14 protein-coding genes are annotated in these 14,608 nt (G+C 61.1%); 5 read left to right on the forward strand and 9 right to left on the reverse strand.

Going from position 1 to position 14,608, the window contains the following annotated elements:
• The 3 genes from tauA to ACUTQY_RS21965 form a co-directional block, all read right to left on the reverse strand.
• Complete coding sequence (gene tauA / locus ACUTQY_RS21955) at positions 1-996, reverse strand: taurine ABC transporter substrate-binding protein (protein WP_004930383.1); 996 nt, start codon at positions 994-996, stop codon at positions 1-3.
• A 114-nt stretch (positions 997-1,110) separates the two neighbouring features.
• The gene (locus ACUTQY_RS21960; RefSeq protein ID WP_046687914.1) at positions 1,111-1,893 is read right to left on the reverse strand and encodes a PhzF family phenazine biosynthesis protein; all 783 of its coding nucleotides are present in this window, start codon (positions 1,891-1,893) and stop codon (positions 1,111-1,113) included.
• An 11-nt stretch (positions 1,894-1,904) separates the two neighbouring features.
• Positions 1,905-2,507, reverse strand: coding sequence for a LysE family translocator (locus ACUTQY_RS21965; RefSeq protein ID WP_033645257.1), 603 nt, complete (start codon positions 2,505-2,507; stop codon positions 1,905-1,907).
• 119 nt (positions 2,508-2,626) lie between these two features.
• Between ACUTQY_RS21965 and ACUTQY_RS21970 the strand changes: the two genes are divergently transcribed.
• From ACUTQY_RS21970 to ACUTQY_RS21980, 3 genes are all read left to right on the forward strand, one after another.
• Positions 2,627-3,607 (forward strand): hydrolase, encoded by a 981-nt coding sequence (locus tag ACUTQY_RS21970; protein ID WP_033645258.1) that lies wholly within the window; start codon positions 2,627-2,629, stop codon positions 3,605-3,607.
• A complete protein-coding gene (locus ACUTQY_RS21975) occupies positions 3,604-3,837 on the forward strand; it encodes a YheU family protein (protein WP_004930376.1) in 234 nt (77 codons plus the stop codon). The genes ACUTQY_RS21970 and ACUTQY_RS21975 overlap by 4 nt, the downstream gene beginning before the upstream one ends.
• A gap of 151 nt (positions 3,838-3,988) precedes the next feature.
• Positions 3,989-4,858: a phosphoribulokinase gene (locus ACUTQY_RS21980; protein WP_042785488.1), complete on the forward strand. Its 870-nt coding sequence runs from the start codon at positions 3,989-3,991 to the stop codon at positions 4,856-4,858.
• A 38-nt stretch (positions 4,859-4,896) separates the two neighbouring features.
• Here ACUTQY_RS21980 and ACUTQY_RS21985 read toward each other — a convergent pair whose 3' ends face one another.
• Positions 4,897-5,304, reverse strand: a complete 408-nt coding sequence (locus ACUTQY_RS21985) for an OsmC family protein (protein ID WP_025304517.1) — start codon at positions 5,302-5,304, stop codon at positions 4,897-4,899.
• 382 nt (positions 5,305-5,686) lie between these two features.
• On the opposite strand from ACUTQY_RS21985, the gene crp reads away from it, so the two are divergent.
• On the forward strand, positions 5,687-6,319 hold the full coding sequence (gene crp, locus ACUTQY_RS21990; RefSeq protein WP_004090925.1) for a cAMP-activated global transcriptional regulator CRP: 633 nt from the start codon (positions 5,687-5,689) through the stop codon (positions 6,317-6,319).
• A 50-nt stretch (positions 6,320-6,369) separates the two neighbouring features.
• A complete protein-coding gene (locus tag ACUTQY_RS21995) occupies positions 6,370-8,448 on the forward strand; it encodes a YccS/YhfK family putative transporter (protein WP_047026485.1) in 2,079 nt (692 codons plus the stop codon).
• 40 nt (positions 8,449-8,488) lie between these two features.
• Here the strand turns inward: ACUTQY_RS21995 and argD are convergent, their stop codons facing one another.
• From argD to ACUTQY_RS22020, 5 genes are all read right to left on the reverse strand, one after another.
• On the reverse strand, positions 8,489-9,706 hold the full coding sequence (gene argD / locus ACUTQY_RS22000; RefSeq protein WP_033645260.1) for a bifunctional acetylornithine/succinyldiaminopimelate transaminase: 1,218 nt from the start codon (positions 9,704-9,706) through the stop codon (positions 8,489-8,491).
• Between the two features lie 131 nt (positions 9,707-9,837).
• Positions 9,838-10,413 carry an aminodeoxychorismate synthase component II gene (locus ACUTQY_RS22005; RefSeq protein WP_033645386.1) on the reverse strand — a complete coding sequence of 192 codons (576 nt, stop codon included), beginning with the start codon at positions 10,411-10,413 and terminating at the stop codon, positions 9,838-9,840.
• Between the two features lie 72 nt (positions 10,414-10,485).
• Entirely contained in the window at positions 10,486-12,009 is a 1,524-nt protein-coding gene (locus ACUTQY_RS22010; RefSeq protein WP_033645261.1) for a helicase HerA-like domain-containing protein, read from the reverse strand.
• 151 nt (positions 12,010-12,160) lie between these two features.
• Positions 12,161-12,886 carry a two-component system response regulator BtsR gene (gene btsR / locus ACUTQY_RS22015; RefSeq protein WP_046688553.1) on the reverse strand — a complete coding sequence of 242 codons (726 nt, stop codon included), beginning with the start codon at positions 12,884-12,886 and terminating at the stop codon, positions 12,161-12,163.
• Positions 12,886-14,571 (reverse strand): sensor histidine kinase, encoded by a 1,686-nt coding sequence (locus ACUTQY_RS22020; RefSeq protein ID WP_046687916.1) that lies wholly within the window; start codon positions 14,569-14,571, stop codon positions 12,886-12,888. Before ACUTQY_RS22020 ends, btsR begins: the two co-directional genes overlap by 1 nt.
• Positions 14,572-14,608 lie beyond the last annotated feature (37 nt).

The following is a 14,608-nucleotide window of genomic DNA, read 5'->3' on the forward strand; positions in this document are numbered from 1 at the left end:
TTACGACTGCGGCGCAGCCTGCACCTGTTTCACAAAACGGTCGGTCACATAAGCGCTGTAATCGCTGTCGACCTGCGGGATCTTGCCCTGCTGCTTGAGGAATTCGGCGGTATCGCGGATCGCCTTGTCCACCGGCTGGCCGAGTTGGGCGACCTGATCCGCCACCGGCAGATAACGGTTCCCCTTCACCAGCTCCGGCACCTGCGCTTCCGGCACGCCGCTCAAGCGCGCCAAGGTGCTGAGATGGCTCGGATCTTTCAGCCACTGTTCCGGCGCTGCCAGGTAGGCCTTCTGCGCCTGCAGGGCGCTGGCGGCAAAGGCGGTCACCACGTCGGGATGTTTCTCGGCGAAGTCTTTGCGCACCACCCACACGTCCAGGGTTGGCGAACCCCATTCGCCCACCTGCGCGGAGTCGGTCAACACCTTGCCCTGTTTGGCCAGTTCGTTGACCACCGGCGCCCAGACGTAGGCGCCGTCGATGTCGCCGCGCTGCCAGGCGGCGGCGATGGCCGGCGGCTGCAGATTGAGGATCTTCACCTGTTCAGGCTTGATGCCCCAATGTTTGAGCGAGGCCAGCAGGCTGTAATGAGTCGTAGAAATAAACGGCACCGCGATGCGCTTGCCGATCAGATCCTGCGGGCTTTTGATGTCATTCTTCACCACCAGCGCTTCGGAACTGCCGAGCTGCGAGGCGATGAGGAACACTTCGATGGGGAGTTTTTGGCTGGCGGCCACCGCCAGCGGGCTGGAGCCGATATTGCCGATCTGCACGTCGCCGGAGGCCAGCGCGCGCAACACGCTGGAGCCGCTGTCGAACTTACGCCAGTCGACGGTCGCACCGGACTGTTTGGCGAAGCTGTTTTCCGCCTGCGCCACCTTGGCCGGCTCCGCCGACGTCTGGTACGCCACGGTGACGTCCACCGCATAGGCGCTGGCAGCGCTGAGCGACAGCGCCAGCAGCGCCGCGTTGCGTAAAGAAAAGAGTTTGCCCGCCATGTTCCGCTCCGTTGATAAAAATCTGTTCAGTTGCTGACAGTTTTATCTGAGCGATGACGGGCGATAAAAGAATAAAAAAGTCTTCTTTATTACCTTAGGTAATATTAAAGCGAATCACAGCACGATCGTCCCGCGTAGGAACACGTGAGCGTAGCCGCCGAGCAACGTGCGGTCCCCGTGCAGTTCGCAGAACAGCTCGCCGCCGCGCGCCGAAATCTGCCGGGCGTGCAGCCGATGGCGGCCGAGACGCGCCGTCCAGTAGGGCATCAACGTGCAATGCGCGGAGCCGGTCACCGGATCCTCGCCGCCGTCGAGCGTGAAATAGCGCGAAACGAAGTCCACGGTGTCACCCGGCGCGGTGACGATCACCGCGCGGCCGGCCAATGCGATCAGCGCCGAGATGTCCGGGCGCAGCGCGCGCACCTGCGCCTCATTTTCCACCACCGCCAGCAGCGCTTTCGCCTGCCACACTTCCTGCGGCTGCACGCCCAGCAGCGCCGCGAGGCCCGCCGGTTCGGCGACTTTCTGCGGCGGCCTGGCGGGGAAATCAAGCACCAGCCGCTCCCCGTCCCGCTCATCGCGCTTGACGAACAGCTCGCCGCTGGCCGATCTGAAGCGAATATCCTTCAGCGCCGGGTTAACCGCGCTGAACATCACATGCGCCGCCGCCAGCGTGCCGTGGCCGCAAAGATCGACCTCACGCTCCGGGGTAAACCAGCGAATGGCGGTCATGTCGCCGTCATCCCAGACAAAGCTGGTTTCCGGCAGGCCGATCTCGTTGGCGATCGCCTGCAGCCGCTCCGTCGGCAGCGGCTGCGTCAGCAGGCAGACCCCGGCCGGGTTGCCGCGCAGCCCCTCACCGGTAAAGGCGACCACGTGATAATAGTTTTCCGCCATCGTTCCGCTCCTTAATGCCAAATCAGTAATACACAGGCTGCAGTCAGCAGCCCCATGGAAACGTTGAAGATAATCCAGGCCTTTTTGCTGCGCAGCAGGCGGCCGATCACCGTGCCGAACGCCAGCCAGATAACGCCAGCGACGATGTTGACCGCCAAAATGCCCAGCGCGATCGCCGCAATGGAACCGTTGTACTTATCGCCCGCCAGACTGAAGCTCGCCACCGCGCCCAGCGCCATCAGCCAGGCTTTCGGGTTGAGGAACTGCAACAGCCAGCCCTGATACAGCCGCACCGGCTGCGGCGGCGCCACGTCGGTTTCCAGCTTTTCATAGGCGGCGGTGGCGACTTTCCACGCCAGCCACAGCAGGTACAAACTGCCGAGGATTTTCAGGATCAGGTGCAGCGACGGGTAAACCAGGATCAGGCTGCCGACGCCGAAGGCCACCAGCAGCAAAATGCTTTGCATGCCGAGCATGATGCCGATCATCAGCCACAGCGAACGCATAAAGCCGAAATGAGCGCCGGAGGTGGTCAGCAGCAGGTTATTGGGGCCAGGCGTGATGGCGGCGACCCACAGGAAGCCCAGCATCGAAAGGAATAAACTCGGTTCCATGGCACGGGTGCTCCTCACCCAAGGCGCTTTTTTGCAGTATCATTGTCAGTTATTGGTATTGAAGCTAACAGTGCGCCTGGGATCTCACAATAGTCGCCAACAACATTTTTACTCCGCCTATGCATGACGTCTTTCGCCCCCTGACCGGGGCCAGTAACCCGCACCTGCAAACGCTGTTGCCGCGGCTGGTGCGCCGCCGCGTGTTATTGAAACCGCATTGGCAACGGCTGGAATTGCCCGACGGCGATTTCGTCGATCTCGCCTGGAGCGAGGATCCGGCGCAGGCGCGCGACAAACCGCGCGCGGTGCTGTTCCACGGTCTGGAGGGCAGCTTCTACAGCCCCTACGCGCATGGCCTGCTCAACGCCTGGCGCGAACGTGGCTGGCTCGGGGTGGTGATGCACTTTCGCGGCTGCAGCGGCGTGCCCAACCGCAAACAGCGCATCTACCACTCCGGCGAAACCGAAGACGCGCGCTTCTTCCTGCGCTGGCTGCGCGACAGCTACGGCGAGGTGCCAACCGCGGCGGTAGGCGTTTCACTCGGCGGCAACATGCTGGCCTGTTATCTGGCGCAGCAAGGCGCCGACAGCCTGCTGCAGGCGGCGGTGGTGGTCTCGGCGCCGCTGATGCTGGAGCCCTGCGCCTACCGCATGGAGCAAGGCTTCTCCCGCGTCTATCAGCGCTACCTGTTGGGGCAGCTGAAACAAAACGCCACCCGCAAACTGTTGCACTACCCGGACACCCTGCCGCTCAAGCTGTCGCAGCTGAACGGGTTGCGGCGCATCCGCGAATTCGACGACGCCATCACCTCGCGCATTCACGGCTTCAGCGACGCCACCGATTATTATCGCCGCTGCAGCGCCCTGCCGCTGTTGCCGGCGATCCAAACGCCGCTGCTGATCATCCATGCGAAGGACGATCCCTTCATGACCCATGAGGTGATCCCCGACGTCGCCGGCCTGCCGCGCAATATCGAATATCAGCTGACCGAGTTCGGCGGCCACGTCGGCTTTGTCGGCGGCACGCTGAAAAAACCGCACATGTGGCTGGAGCATCGCATTCCGGCCTGGCTTTCCCCTTATCTGGACATCCCGACGTGATCATTCCCTGGCAAGAACTGGCAACCGACACCCTGAACAGCCTGATCGAATCCTTTGTGCTGCGTGAAGGCACCGATTACGGCGAGCACGAACGATCGCTGGAGCAGAAGGTGGAGGACGTGCGCCGCCAGCTGAAAAACGGCGAGGTGGTGCTGGTGTGGTCGGAACTGCATGAGAGCGTCAACATCATGCCGCGCGGTCAGTTCCGCGCCGGGCAGGAAGAAATTTAGTGGCGCCCGGTTCTATGACTGACGGAAAAAATCAGGTAACAATGGGACATTGCAAACCAGCGCGCGCCATTTTTTCCTGACATAGAGAGCGTCAACAAGAGCCACAATAATCCCCTGACGCCGGCGCATTCAACACGGAGTGACAACCACCATGTCTGCCAAACATCCCGTTATCGCGGTGACCGGTTCCAGCGGCGCCGGCACCACCACCACCAGCGTGGCGTTCCGCAAAATCTTCCAACAGCTCAACATTCGCGCCGCCGAGCTGGAGGGCGACAGCTTCCACCGCTACACCCGGCCGGAAATGGACGCGGCGATCCGCAAGGCGCGCGATCTGGGTAGACACATCAGCTATTTCGGCCCCGAGGCCAACGACTTCGGCCTGCTGCAGCAGAGCTTTATCGAGTACGGCAAAAACGGCACCGGCCGTTCGCGCAAGTACCTGCACACCTACGACGAAGCGGTGCCCTACAATCAGGTGCCGGGCACCTTCACCCCGTGGGAGCCGCTGCCGGCGCCGACCGACGTGCTGTTCTACGAGGGGCTGCACGGCGGTGTGGTCACCGAGCACCATGACGTGGCCAACCACGTCGATCTGCTGGTCGGCGTGGTGCCGATCGTCAACCTGGAGTGGATACAGAAGCTGATCCGCGATACCGGCGAACGCGGCCACTCCCGCGAGGCGGTGATGGATTCGGTGGTGCGTTCGATGGAAGACTACATCAACTACATCACGCCGCAGTTCTCGCGCACCCACATCAACTTCCAGCGCGTACCGACGGTGGATACTTCCAACCCGTTCGCCGCCAAAGCCATTCCCTCACTGGATGAAAGCTTCGTGGTGATCCACTTCCGCGGGCTGGATCAGATTGACTTCCCCTATTTGCTGGCGATGCTGCAGGGCTCGTTTATCTCGCACATCAATACGTTAGTGGTGCCGGGCGGCAAGATGGGGCTGGCGATGGAGCTGATCATGGCGCCGCTGGTACAGCGGCTGCTGGAAGGCAAGAAGATCGAATAAACGCGTTGAGCGCGGCGGCGGGCCGCGCTCCGTCTCGATTACGCCGGCTGGCGGATCTCGAAGCTGTGGGTCACCGTGGCGGCCTTGTTGAGCATCAGCGCCACCGAGCAGTACTTCTCCGCCGACAGGTTCACCGCTCGCTCTACGATTTTGTCGGTCAGATCCTGGCCGGTGACGATGAAGTGCAGGTTGATATGGGTGAACAACCGCGGGGCTTCTGCACGGCGCTCGGAGGTCAGCTTCACCTCGCAGTCGCGCACGTCGTTGCGCCCTTTTTGCAGGATGGACACCACGTCGATCGCGCTGCAGCCACCCACCGACATCAGCACCATCTCCATCGGGCTGGGCGCTTTATCGCCGGCGTTGCCGTCCATCAGCACCTGGTGGCCGGAGGCCGATTCACCCAAAAACGTTAACCCTTCCACCCACTTAACTCTTGCCTGCATTCTGGTCACTCCGGTTGATTTCTTAAAATCAGAGTACGCTTTCGCATAGAAACAGGCAACGTAACCTGATGCTAATCATGCTGAAGCGAGACAACACGAGACACCCGCCTTACTCTGTGCTACAAACAGAGCCGCAATAAATCTTTCCGGGACACTGAATTTCAGGGAAACGCCCAGAGAAAGGCTCCTTTACCGGTATGTTAACAGAATGTAGCTTGCAGCGCTTACGGCAAGTTAATATGCTAGAGCGACAGCGTATTTTTATGACACGCCTCAAAACTTGCCGGTAGCCCTCGCTCATAACTGCGGCTACAGGCGGGTTTTACAGGGAACTCTGACCCCTGTGACACAAGGCAGCGATAACAACAGAGGATAACAGCGAATGGTTCTCGGCAAACCGCAAACAGACCCTACTCTCGAATGGTTCCTGTCTCATTGCCATATCCACAAATATCCATCGAAGAGTACGCTGATTCACCAAGGTGAAAAGGCCGAAACGCTTTACTACATCGTGAAAGGCTCCGTCGCGGTGCTGATCAAGGATGAAGAAGGTAAAGAGATGATCCTGTCCTACCTCAACCAGGGGGATTTCATCGGCGAGCTCGGATTGTTCGAAGAAGGTCAGGAGCGCAGCGCCTGGGTTCGCGCCAAAACCGCCTGTGAAGTGGCCGAAATTTCCTACAAGAAATTCCGCCAGTTGATCCAGGTTAACCCGGACATCCTGATGCGTCTGTCCGCCCAAATGGCGAGCCGCCTGCAGGTCACTTCCGAAAAAGTGGGCAACCTCGCCTTCCTGGACGTCACCGGCCGCATCGCGCAAACCCTGCTGAATCTGGCGAAGCAACCCGACGCCATGACTCACCCGGACGGCATGCAGATCAAGATCACCCGCCAGGAAATCGGCCAGATCGTCGGCTGCTCGCGTGAAACCGTTGGCCGTATTCTGAAAATGCTGGAAGACCAAAACCTGATTTCCGCCCACGGCAAGACCATTGTCGTCTACGGCACCCGTTAATCCCTGAAGAAACGGCGCAATCTGCGCCGTTTTTTTGTCTGCTCTCTGCCATGTGGCGCCGCCTGATTTACCACCCGGAAGTCAACTACGCACTGCGACAAACGCTGGTGTTGTGCCTGCCGGTGCTGTTTGGCCTGCTGATTGGCCAGCTGCAGCTCGGCCTGATGTTCTCTCTGGTGCCCGCCTGCTGCAATATCGCCGGTCTGGACACGCCGCATAGGCGCTTCTTTAAACGGCTGATCGTCGGCGGTGCGCTGTTTGCCCTCAGCAGCCTGCTGCTGCAACAAGCCCTGCTGTGGCACGTGCCGCTGCCGGCGCTGATGCTGGGCCTGGCGCTGCTGCTCGGCGTCACCGGCGAAATCAGCCCGCTGCACGCCCGGCTGTTGCCGGCGGCGCTGGTGGCCGCCATCTTCTCCCTCAGCATGGCCGGCACCGTGCCTCTCTGGCAGGCGCCGCTGCTGTACGCGATCGGCACCGCCTGGTACGGCTTATTCACCTGGTTCTGGTTCCGGCTGTGGAAAGAGCAGCCGATGCGCGAGACGCTGAGCCAGCTCTATCTGGAACTGGCGGACTACTTCGAAGCCAAATACTCGCTGCTGACTCAGCACACCGATCCGCAGACCGCTCTGCCGCCGCTGCTGGTGCGCCAGCAAAAGGTGATGGATCTGATCAGCCTGCTGTACCAACAGCTTAATTTCCTGCCGCACGCCAACAACCTCGATCAAAAGCGTCTGCAACGCGCCTTTCAGGTGGCGATGGATCTGCAGGAGCACATCACCGTCAGCCTGCACTTGCCGGAGGAAGTACAAAAACTGATGGAGCAGAGCCAGGCCGAAGCGATCATTCGCCGCAACGCTCAGGTGATCGCCGGGCGGCTGCGCGTGGTGGCGCACGATATTCTCTACCATCAACATTCGAAGCGCTTTTCCATGACGCACGAACTGGCGGCGCTGGAAAAAATGGCGGCGCAGCATCCCGACAACCCGGTCGGCCAGTTTTGTTACTACCATTTCAGCCGCATTGCCCGCCTGCTGCGCACCCAGCATCCGCTGTACCGCCGCGATTTGATGCCCAGCCAGCATCGCCTGCCGTTTTGGCCGGCGTTGGCCAGCTACCTGTCGTTCAAATCCACGGCGCTGCGCAACGCCGCGCGGCTGGGGGTGACGCTGGCGGTCGGCAGCAGCCTGGGGGCGGTATTCAATCTGCCGAAGCCGTACTGGATACTGCTCACCATCATGCTGGTGAGCCAAAACGGCTATAACGCCACCCGGGTGCGTATTCAGCACCGTGCGCTCGGCACGATCGCCGGTTTGTTGCTGGCGGCCGGGCTGTTGCAGCTGCAATTACCGGAAGCAGAAACACTGAGCATCATGCTGATGATCACGCTGTTGGCCTACCTGGTTTCGCGCAAGAACTACGGGCTGTCGGTGATTGGCTTTACGGTCACGGCGGTTTACACCCTGCAGCTGCTGGCGCTGAACGGCTCGCATTTTTTGGTGCCGCGTCTGATCGATACGCTGATCGGCTGCGTGCTGGCGTTCGGCGGCACCATTTGGCTGTGGCCGCAGTGGCAAAGCGGGCTGCTGCGCAAGAATGCCCATCAGGCGCTGGAAAACGATCAAGCCGCGCTGCGGCTGATGCTGAAGCAACCGGAGCCGGACGCCACCGCGTTGGCCTATGCCCGCATGCAGGTCAACCAGGCGCACAATGCGCTGTTCACTTCGCTCAATCAGGCGATGCAGGAACCGGGGTTCGCCTCGAACTATCTGGCGGACATGCGGCTGTGGGTCACTCACAGCCAGTTCATCGTCGAACACCTGAACGCCATGACCATCCTGGCGCGCGAGCACTACATGCTGACGCCGAAGCTGGCGGAAGCGTATCTGCAAACCTGTGAAATCGCGCTGCAAAGCTGCCAGCAGCGGTTGGAATACGACGGCCCGAGCAGTGACAACAGCGGCATCATGCAGCCGCCGGATCTGCATCCGGAGATGCCCGTCACCGAGATGGAACGTCATTTGCGGCGTATTCTGTCGCACCTGAGCGTCATGCACACCATTTCGTCGCTGGCCTGGCGCCAGCGCCCGCACCACGGCATCTGGCTCAAGCGTAAACTGCGCGATCAATAAGGGCGCGGCATGCCGCGCCCCGTTATTCGCCGCAGGTGCTTCAGGCGTTGATCACATCCTGCACCGCCAGCTCGAACAGCGCCATGCCGGCCTCGATGTCCTGCAGCTCCACCACCAGCGACGGCGCAAAGCGGATCACGTTCGGCCCGGCGTTGAGGATCATCAGCCCACGCGCGGCGGCGGCGGTGAGGAAATCGCGCGCTCTGCCGTGATAATGCGGCGTCAGCTCGGCGCCGATCAGCAACCCCATGCCGCGAATGGCGGTGAAAATACCGTATTTATCGCCGATATTCTGCAAAGACTGTACATACAGCGCATGGCGCTGCTCGATGCCGCTCAGCACCTCCGGCGTATTGATCACATCCAGCGCCGCCTCCGCCACCGCGCAGGCCAGCGGGTTGCCGCCATAGGTGGTGCCGTGAGTGCCCACCTGCATCACCGACGCAATCTCTTCGGTAGTCAGCATGGCGCTCACCGGGAAACCGCCGCCCAGCGCCTTGGCGGTGGTGAGAATGTCCGGCGTCACGCCATAATGCATATAGGCGAACAGCTTGCCGCTGCGCCCCATACCGCTTTGCACTTCATCGAACACCAGCAGCGCCTGATGTTGGTCGCACAGTTTGCGCACGCCTTTAAGGAAGTCGGCGTCGACCGGCGTAATGCCGCCCTCGCCCTGAATCGGCTCCATCACCACCGCGCAGGTGTGGTCGTCCATCACCGCTTTCACCGCCGCCAGATCGTTGAACGGCACGTGCACGATGTCGGCCGGCTTCGGCCCGAACCCGTCGGAATATTTGGCCTGCCCGCCCACCGACACGGTGAACAGCGTGCGGCCGTGAAACGCGTTATAGAAGGCGATGATTTTGGTTTTATAGGGGCTGTGGCGGGTGATAGCGTAATGACGCGCCAGTTTGAACGCCGCCTCGTTGGCCTCTGCGCCGGAGTTGGCGAAGAACACCCGATCGGCGAAGGTGGCGTCGATCAATTTGCTCGCCAGGCGCAGCGCCGGTTCATTGGTGAAGACGTTGCTGGTATGCCACAAGGTTTCGCCCTGGCGTTTGAGCGCCTCGACCAGCGCCGGATGGCAGTGCCCCAGCGCCGTCACCGCTATGCCGCCGGAAAAATCGATGTACTCTTTTCCCTGCTGATCCCAGACCCGGCTGCCTTGGCCGCGCACCGGCACAAACTGGGCGGGTGCATAAACAGGCAGGATCACCTGGTCAAAGGTGCTGCGGCTCACTGCGGATTTGTCAGTCATTTTCGGCTCCACCCTGAAGGTTTTTCAGCGCTATCGCGATGTTATAATGAAAATATAATCACGAAATATGCATAAAAAAACACTAAAGCGCAAATGCAAAACGCCTGACGGGCGAAAAAAATGCGAAGGGATTAACGCCTGAGAAAATTGTCCAACAGCTGATGGCCCTGCTCGCTGAGCACGCTTTCCGGGTGGAACTGCACCCCTTCCAGCGCCAGCGTGCGGTGGCGGATACCCATGATCTCGTCGCGCACGCCGTCGCGTTCGCTCCAGGCGGTCACTTCAAAGCAATCCGGCAGCGTATCGGCTTTCAGCACCAACGAATGGTAACGCGTCACGGTCAGCGGATCGCTCAGGCCGCGAAACACGCCGACGCCCAGATGGCGAATCGCCGAGGTTTTGCCGTGCATCACCGCGCGGGCGCGCACCACCTCGGCGCCGAACGCCTGCCCCAGCGCCTGGTGCCCCAGGCACACGCCGAGGATCGGCAGCTTGCCGGCGAAATGACGAATGGCAGCCAGCGAGATGCCCGCTTCGTTCGGGGTACAAGGGCCGGGGGAAATCACCAGATGCTGCGGCGCCAGCCGCTCGATATCGGCCAGCTGCAGCTCATCATTGCGCTTCACCACCACCTCGGCGCCCAACTCGCAGAAGTACTGGTAAAGGTTATAGGTAAAGGAGTCGTAGTTATCGATCAGCAGCAGCATGTTAGGTCCGGCAGAGAAAAACGCCGCCATAGTTTACTGATTTAACCCGCCGCTGCCGACGATAATTTCCGCTTACTTTTTACGGCCGCCGGTGATCGAGCCCAGTACGCCGCGCAGGATCTGCCGGCCGAGATCGCGCGCCATGCTCTTGGCAGCGGTCTGGACGATGCCGTCGCGTTTGCCGCCGCGCGGGCCGGTGGAACCGAACAGCAGCTCGTTCAATCCGTCCATCAGGCCGCCGCCCGTCTGTTGCTGCGCTTGCGCCTGCGGTTGCTGCCCCTGCTGCGCAGTGCCGACGGTGGCGAAGCCGCCCGACGACAGCTTCTCGTAGGCGGACTCGCGGTCAATCATGTCTTCATAGCGGCCATACAGCGGCGACTTGTTGATCGCGCTGTTCAGCCCTTCCGCGCCGAGCATGCCCATCTTGGATTCCGGCGCGATGACCATCGCCCGCTCCACCACGTTCGGCCGGCCCTTTTCGTCGAGGAATGACACCAGCGCTTCGCCCACGCCCAGCTCGGTGATCGCCGTTTCAGCATCGAAGGCCGGATTGGCACGCAGGGTTTGCGCCGCCGTTTTCACCGCCTTCTGATCGCGCGGCGTAAAGGCGCGCAGCGCATGCTGTACGCGGTTGCCCAACTGGCCCAGCACGCTGTCCGGGATATCCAGCGGGTTCTGGGTGACGAAGTAAATGCCGACGCCTTTGGAGCGGATCAGGCGCACCACCTGTTCGATCTTGGTCAACAGCGCCGCTGGCGCGTCGTTGAACAGCAGGTGCGCTTCATCGAAGAAGAACACCAGCTTCGGCTGTTCAGGGTCGCCCACTTCCGGCAGATGTTCAAACAGCTCGGCCAGCAGCCACAGCAGGAACACTGAATACAGCTTCGGCTGATTGATCAGCTTGTCCGCCGCCAGCAGGTTGATCACGCCATGACCGTTGGCGTCGGTTTTCATCAGATCGTTGATGTCCAGCATCGGCTCGCCGAAGAACTGGTTGGCGCCCTGCTCTTCCAGCGTCAGCAACCCGCGCTGGATGGCGCCGATCGACGCGGCAGAGATGTTGCCGTACTGAGTCTGGAATTGTTTGGCGTTATCGCCGACGAACTGCACCATGGCGCGCAGGTCTTTCATGTCCAACAGCAGCAGCGCGTTGTCATCGGCGATTTTGAACACCAGCTGCAGCACGCCGCTTTGCACCTCGTTCAGATCCAACAGGCGCCCCAGCAGCAGCGGCCCGAGATCGGAAATCGTGGCGCGGATCGGATGCCCCTTTTCGCCGTAAATATCCCACGGGATAATGGTGCAGGCCTGCGGCTGCCAGTCGGTGACGCCAATCGCTGCCAGGCGCGCCTGCAGCTTCTCGGAAGGCACGCCCTCGGCGCCGATGCCGGACAGATCGCCCTTCACGTCCGACAGGAACACCGGCACGCCGATGCGCGAGAACTGTTCGGCCATTTTTTGCAGCGTCACCGTCTTGCCGGTGCCGGTTGCCCCGGTAATCAACCCGTGGCGGTTGGCCAACGCCGGCAAAATCACCAGATCCTGTTCCGGTTTTCCGTCTTTCATCGCCTTGGCGATAATCCGTGGTTCACTCATTTTCTGTTCCTTTGACGCTGACGCGGCGCGAAACGCGCCTGTTGATGCAATAAAGCTATAAGCGCCGCGTAACCCCGTCAAGGACAAACAAAAAGGGCGCCGTCGGGACGCCCATGATGCCTGTCTTTTCAGAATCCCCCTAAGACCTGCGTCACCCCCGCAGCCCCAGTTGCTCCTTCAGCGCTTTCAAATAGCGCCGGCTGACCGGCACCGGATCGCCGGCGGACATGATCATCTCCGCCGCGCCGCCTTCTTCGAAGCGGATCTCGCGCACCTGCTCCAGGTTGACCAAATACTGCCGATGGCAGCGCACCAGCGGCGTACGGCTTTCCAGCGTGCGCAGCGTCAATTCGGTGAAACACTCCATGCCGTCGCTGCGCACCACGAATACCCCGCTCAGTTTGGAACGGATCGCCAACACCTCGTCGAACCGCAGCAGATAGATGCGGCTGTGGCCGGTGCAGGGAATGTATTTCAGGTAACCGGCGCTCTCATCCAGCGCCGTCACGTCCTGCGGCGCACTGCGCTGCCGCAGGCGTTGCAGCGTCTTGCTCAGCCGCTTCGGCTCCGCCGGCTTCAGCAGATAGTCGAAGGCGTGCTCCTCGAACGCCTGCACCGCGTATTCGTCGTAGGCGGTCAGAAACACGATGTGCGGCATCCGATTGGGATCCAGCATGCCGACCATTTCCAGCCCGCTGATACGCGGCATTTGAATATCGAGAAACACCACGTCCGGCTGCAGCCGGTGGATCTGGCTGATGGCTTCGATGGCGTTGGCGCATTCGCCGATGATCGCGATCCCCGCTTCGGCCTCCAGCAGATGGCGCAGGTTGTCGCGCGCGGAAGGCTCATCGTCAACAATCAGTGCGTTTAACATCATGCGGCCCTCTCCATGGGAACATTGAGCGTAATGCGGGTATAGGCGTCCGGCCGGCAATCCACCTGCACGCCATAGCCTTCGCCGTAGCGCACGCGAATGCGTTTATCTACCAGATTCATACCCAGCCCGCTGCAGTTCGGTTTCGGCTGGAACAGCCCGGCGTTGTCCGTCACCTGCAGCAGCAGATGCTCGCCTTCGCAGCAGGCGCCGATTTCGATGCGGCCCACGCCCAACAGATGCGAGGTGCCGTGCTTGATGGCGTTCTCGACGATCGGCTGCAGCGAAAACGCCGGCAGCCGCGCCGCCAGCAGCGCCTCGGGCAGCGATACCGCAATCTCCAGCCGATCGGCGAAACGCGCTTTCTCGATCTGCAGGTAGGCGTTCACATGTTCTATCTCGTCCGCCAGACTGACTTCATCATCCGAGCGCTTGAGGTTTTTGCGAAAGAAGGTCGAAAGGGACTGCACCAACTCGCAGGCGCGCTCGCCATCACGGCGGATCACCGCCACCAGGGTATTCAAGGCATTGAACAGGAAATGCGGATTGACCTGCGCATGCAGCAGCTTGATCTCCGACTGCGCCAGCAACTGCTTGTGGCGCTCGTACTGTCCGGCCATGATCTGCGCCGACAGCAGGCTGGCGATGCCTTCACCCAACGTACGGTTGATGGTGCTGAACAGCTGGCTTTTCGGTTCGTACAACTTGATGGTGCCGATCACCCGCTGGTTTTCGCCGCGCAGCGGGATCACCAGCGTCGATCCCAGCTTGCAGGCCGGATTGATCGAGCAGCAGTAAGAGAGCTGGTTGCCGTCGGCGTACACCACCTCGTTGTTGTCGATGGCGCGATGCGAATGCACCGAGGCGATCGGCGTGCCTGGCAGGTGGTGATCGTCGCCGATGCCGATAAACGCCAACAGCTTGTCGCGATCGGTGATCGCCACCGCGCCGATGCCCAGTTCCTGATAAATCACCCGGGCGACCTTCATGCTGTTTTCCTGATCGAACCCCTGCCGCAGGATGCCCTCGGTGCGCTCGGCGATCTTCAGCGCCTTGGAAGAGAAGGCGCTGGTGTATTTTTCGAACATCGCGCGCCTATCCAGCAGGATTTGCATGAACATCGCCGCGCCGACGGTATTGGCGATCATCATCGGCAGCGCGATGTGCTCCACCAGCTGCAACGCTTCGTCGTAGGGGCGCGCCACCGCCAGAATGATCGCCATCTGCAACACTTCCGCCACCAGCGCCACGCCGCCGACGAACAGCGGATTGAACAGCAGCTCGATGCGCCCGCGGCGCATGGCGATGCTGTGTACGATGCCGCCGACCAGGCCTTCCGACACCGTGGAGATCGCGCAGGCCACGTCGGTCATGCCGCCGAGCGTATACCGGTGCAGGCCGCCGGTCAGCCCGACCAGAAAGCCTACCGACGGCCCGCCCAGCAAGCCGCCCAGGACCGCGCCTATCGCGCGGGTATTGGCGATCGAATCCTGAATGTGCAACCCGAAATAGGTGCCCATGATGCAGAACACCGAGAAGATCACGTAACACAGCAGCTTGTGCGGCAGGCGAATGGTCACCTGCATCAGCGGGATAAATAGCGGGGTTTTGCTCAGCAGATAGGCGATGACGAGATAGACGCACATCTGCTGCAACAGCAACAGCACCTGGTTAAATTCATACATGGCAGCAACTCATCCAGAGACAACAAAGGGCGAACGC

The organism is Serratia sp. TSA_130.1, assembly GCF_052691795.1.

Excerpts from the sequence above, each read along its gene's own strand:
- ACUTQY_RS21965 (WP_033645257.1), bottom strand. The coding sequence starts at position 2,507 with ATGGAACCGAGTTTATTCCTTTCGATGCTGGGCTTCCTGTGGGTCGCC.
- crp (WP_004090925.1), top strand. The coding sequence starts at position 5,687 with ATGGTTCTCGGCAAACCGCAAACAGACCCTACTCTCGAATGGTTCCTG.
- ACUTQY_RS22020 (WP_046687916.1), bottom strand. The coding sequence starts at position 14,571 with ATGTATGAATTTAACCAGGTGCTGTTGCTGTTGCAGCAGATGTGCGTC.
- argD (WP_033645260.1), bottom strand. The coding sequence starts at position 9,706 with ATGACTGACAAATCCGCAGTGAGCCGCAGCACCTTTGACCAGGTGATC.
- ACUTQY_RS21960 (WP_046687914.1), bottom strand. The coding sequence starts at position 1,893 with ATGGCGGAAAACTATTATCACGTGGTCGCCTTTACCGGTGAGGGGCTG.
- ACUTQY_RS21980 (WP_042785488.1), top strand. The coding sequence starts at position 3,989 with ATGTCTGCCAAACATCCCGTTATCGCGGTGACCGGTTCCAGCGGCGCC.
- btsR (WP_046688553.1), bottom strand. The coding sequence starts at position 12,886 with ATGTTAAACGCACTGATTGTTGACGATGAGCCTTCCGCGCGCGACAAC.
- ACUTQY_RS21985 (WP_025304517.1), bottom strand. The coding sequence starts at position 5,304 with ATGCAGGCAAGAGTTAAGTGGGTGGAAGGGTTAACGTTTTTGGGTGAA.
- ACUTQY_RS22010 (WP_033645261.1), bottom strand. The coding sequence starts at position 12,009 with ATGAGTGAACCACGGATTATCGCCAAGGCGATGAAAGACGGAAAACCG.
- tauA (WP_004930383.1), bottom strand. The coding sequence starts at position 996 with ATGGCGGGCAAACTCTTTTCTTTACGCAACGCGGCGCTGCTGGCGCTG.
- ACUTQY_RS21970 (WP_033645258.1), top strand. The coding sequence starts at position 2,627 with ATGCATGACGTCTTTCGCCCCCTGACCGGGGCCAGTAACCCGCACCTG.
- ACUTQY_RS22005 (WP_033645386.1), bottom strand. The coding sequence starts at position 10,413 with ATGCTGCTGCTGATCGATAACTACGACTCCTTTACCTATAACCTTTAC.
- ACUTQY_RS21995 (WP_047026485.1), top strand. The coding sequence starts at position 6,370 with ATGTGGCGCCGCCTGATTTACCACCCGGAAGTCAACTACGCACTGCGA.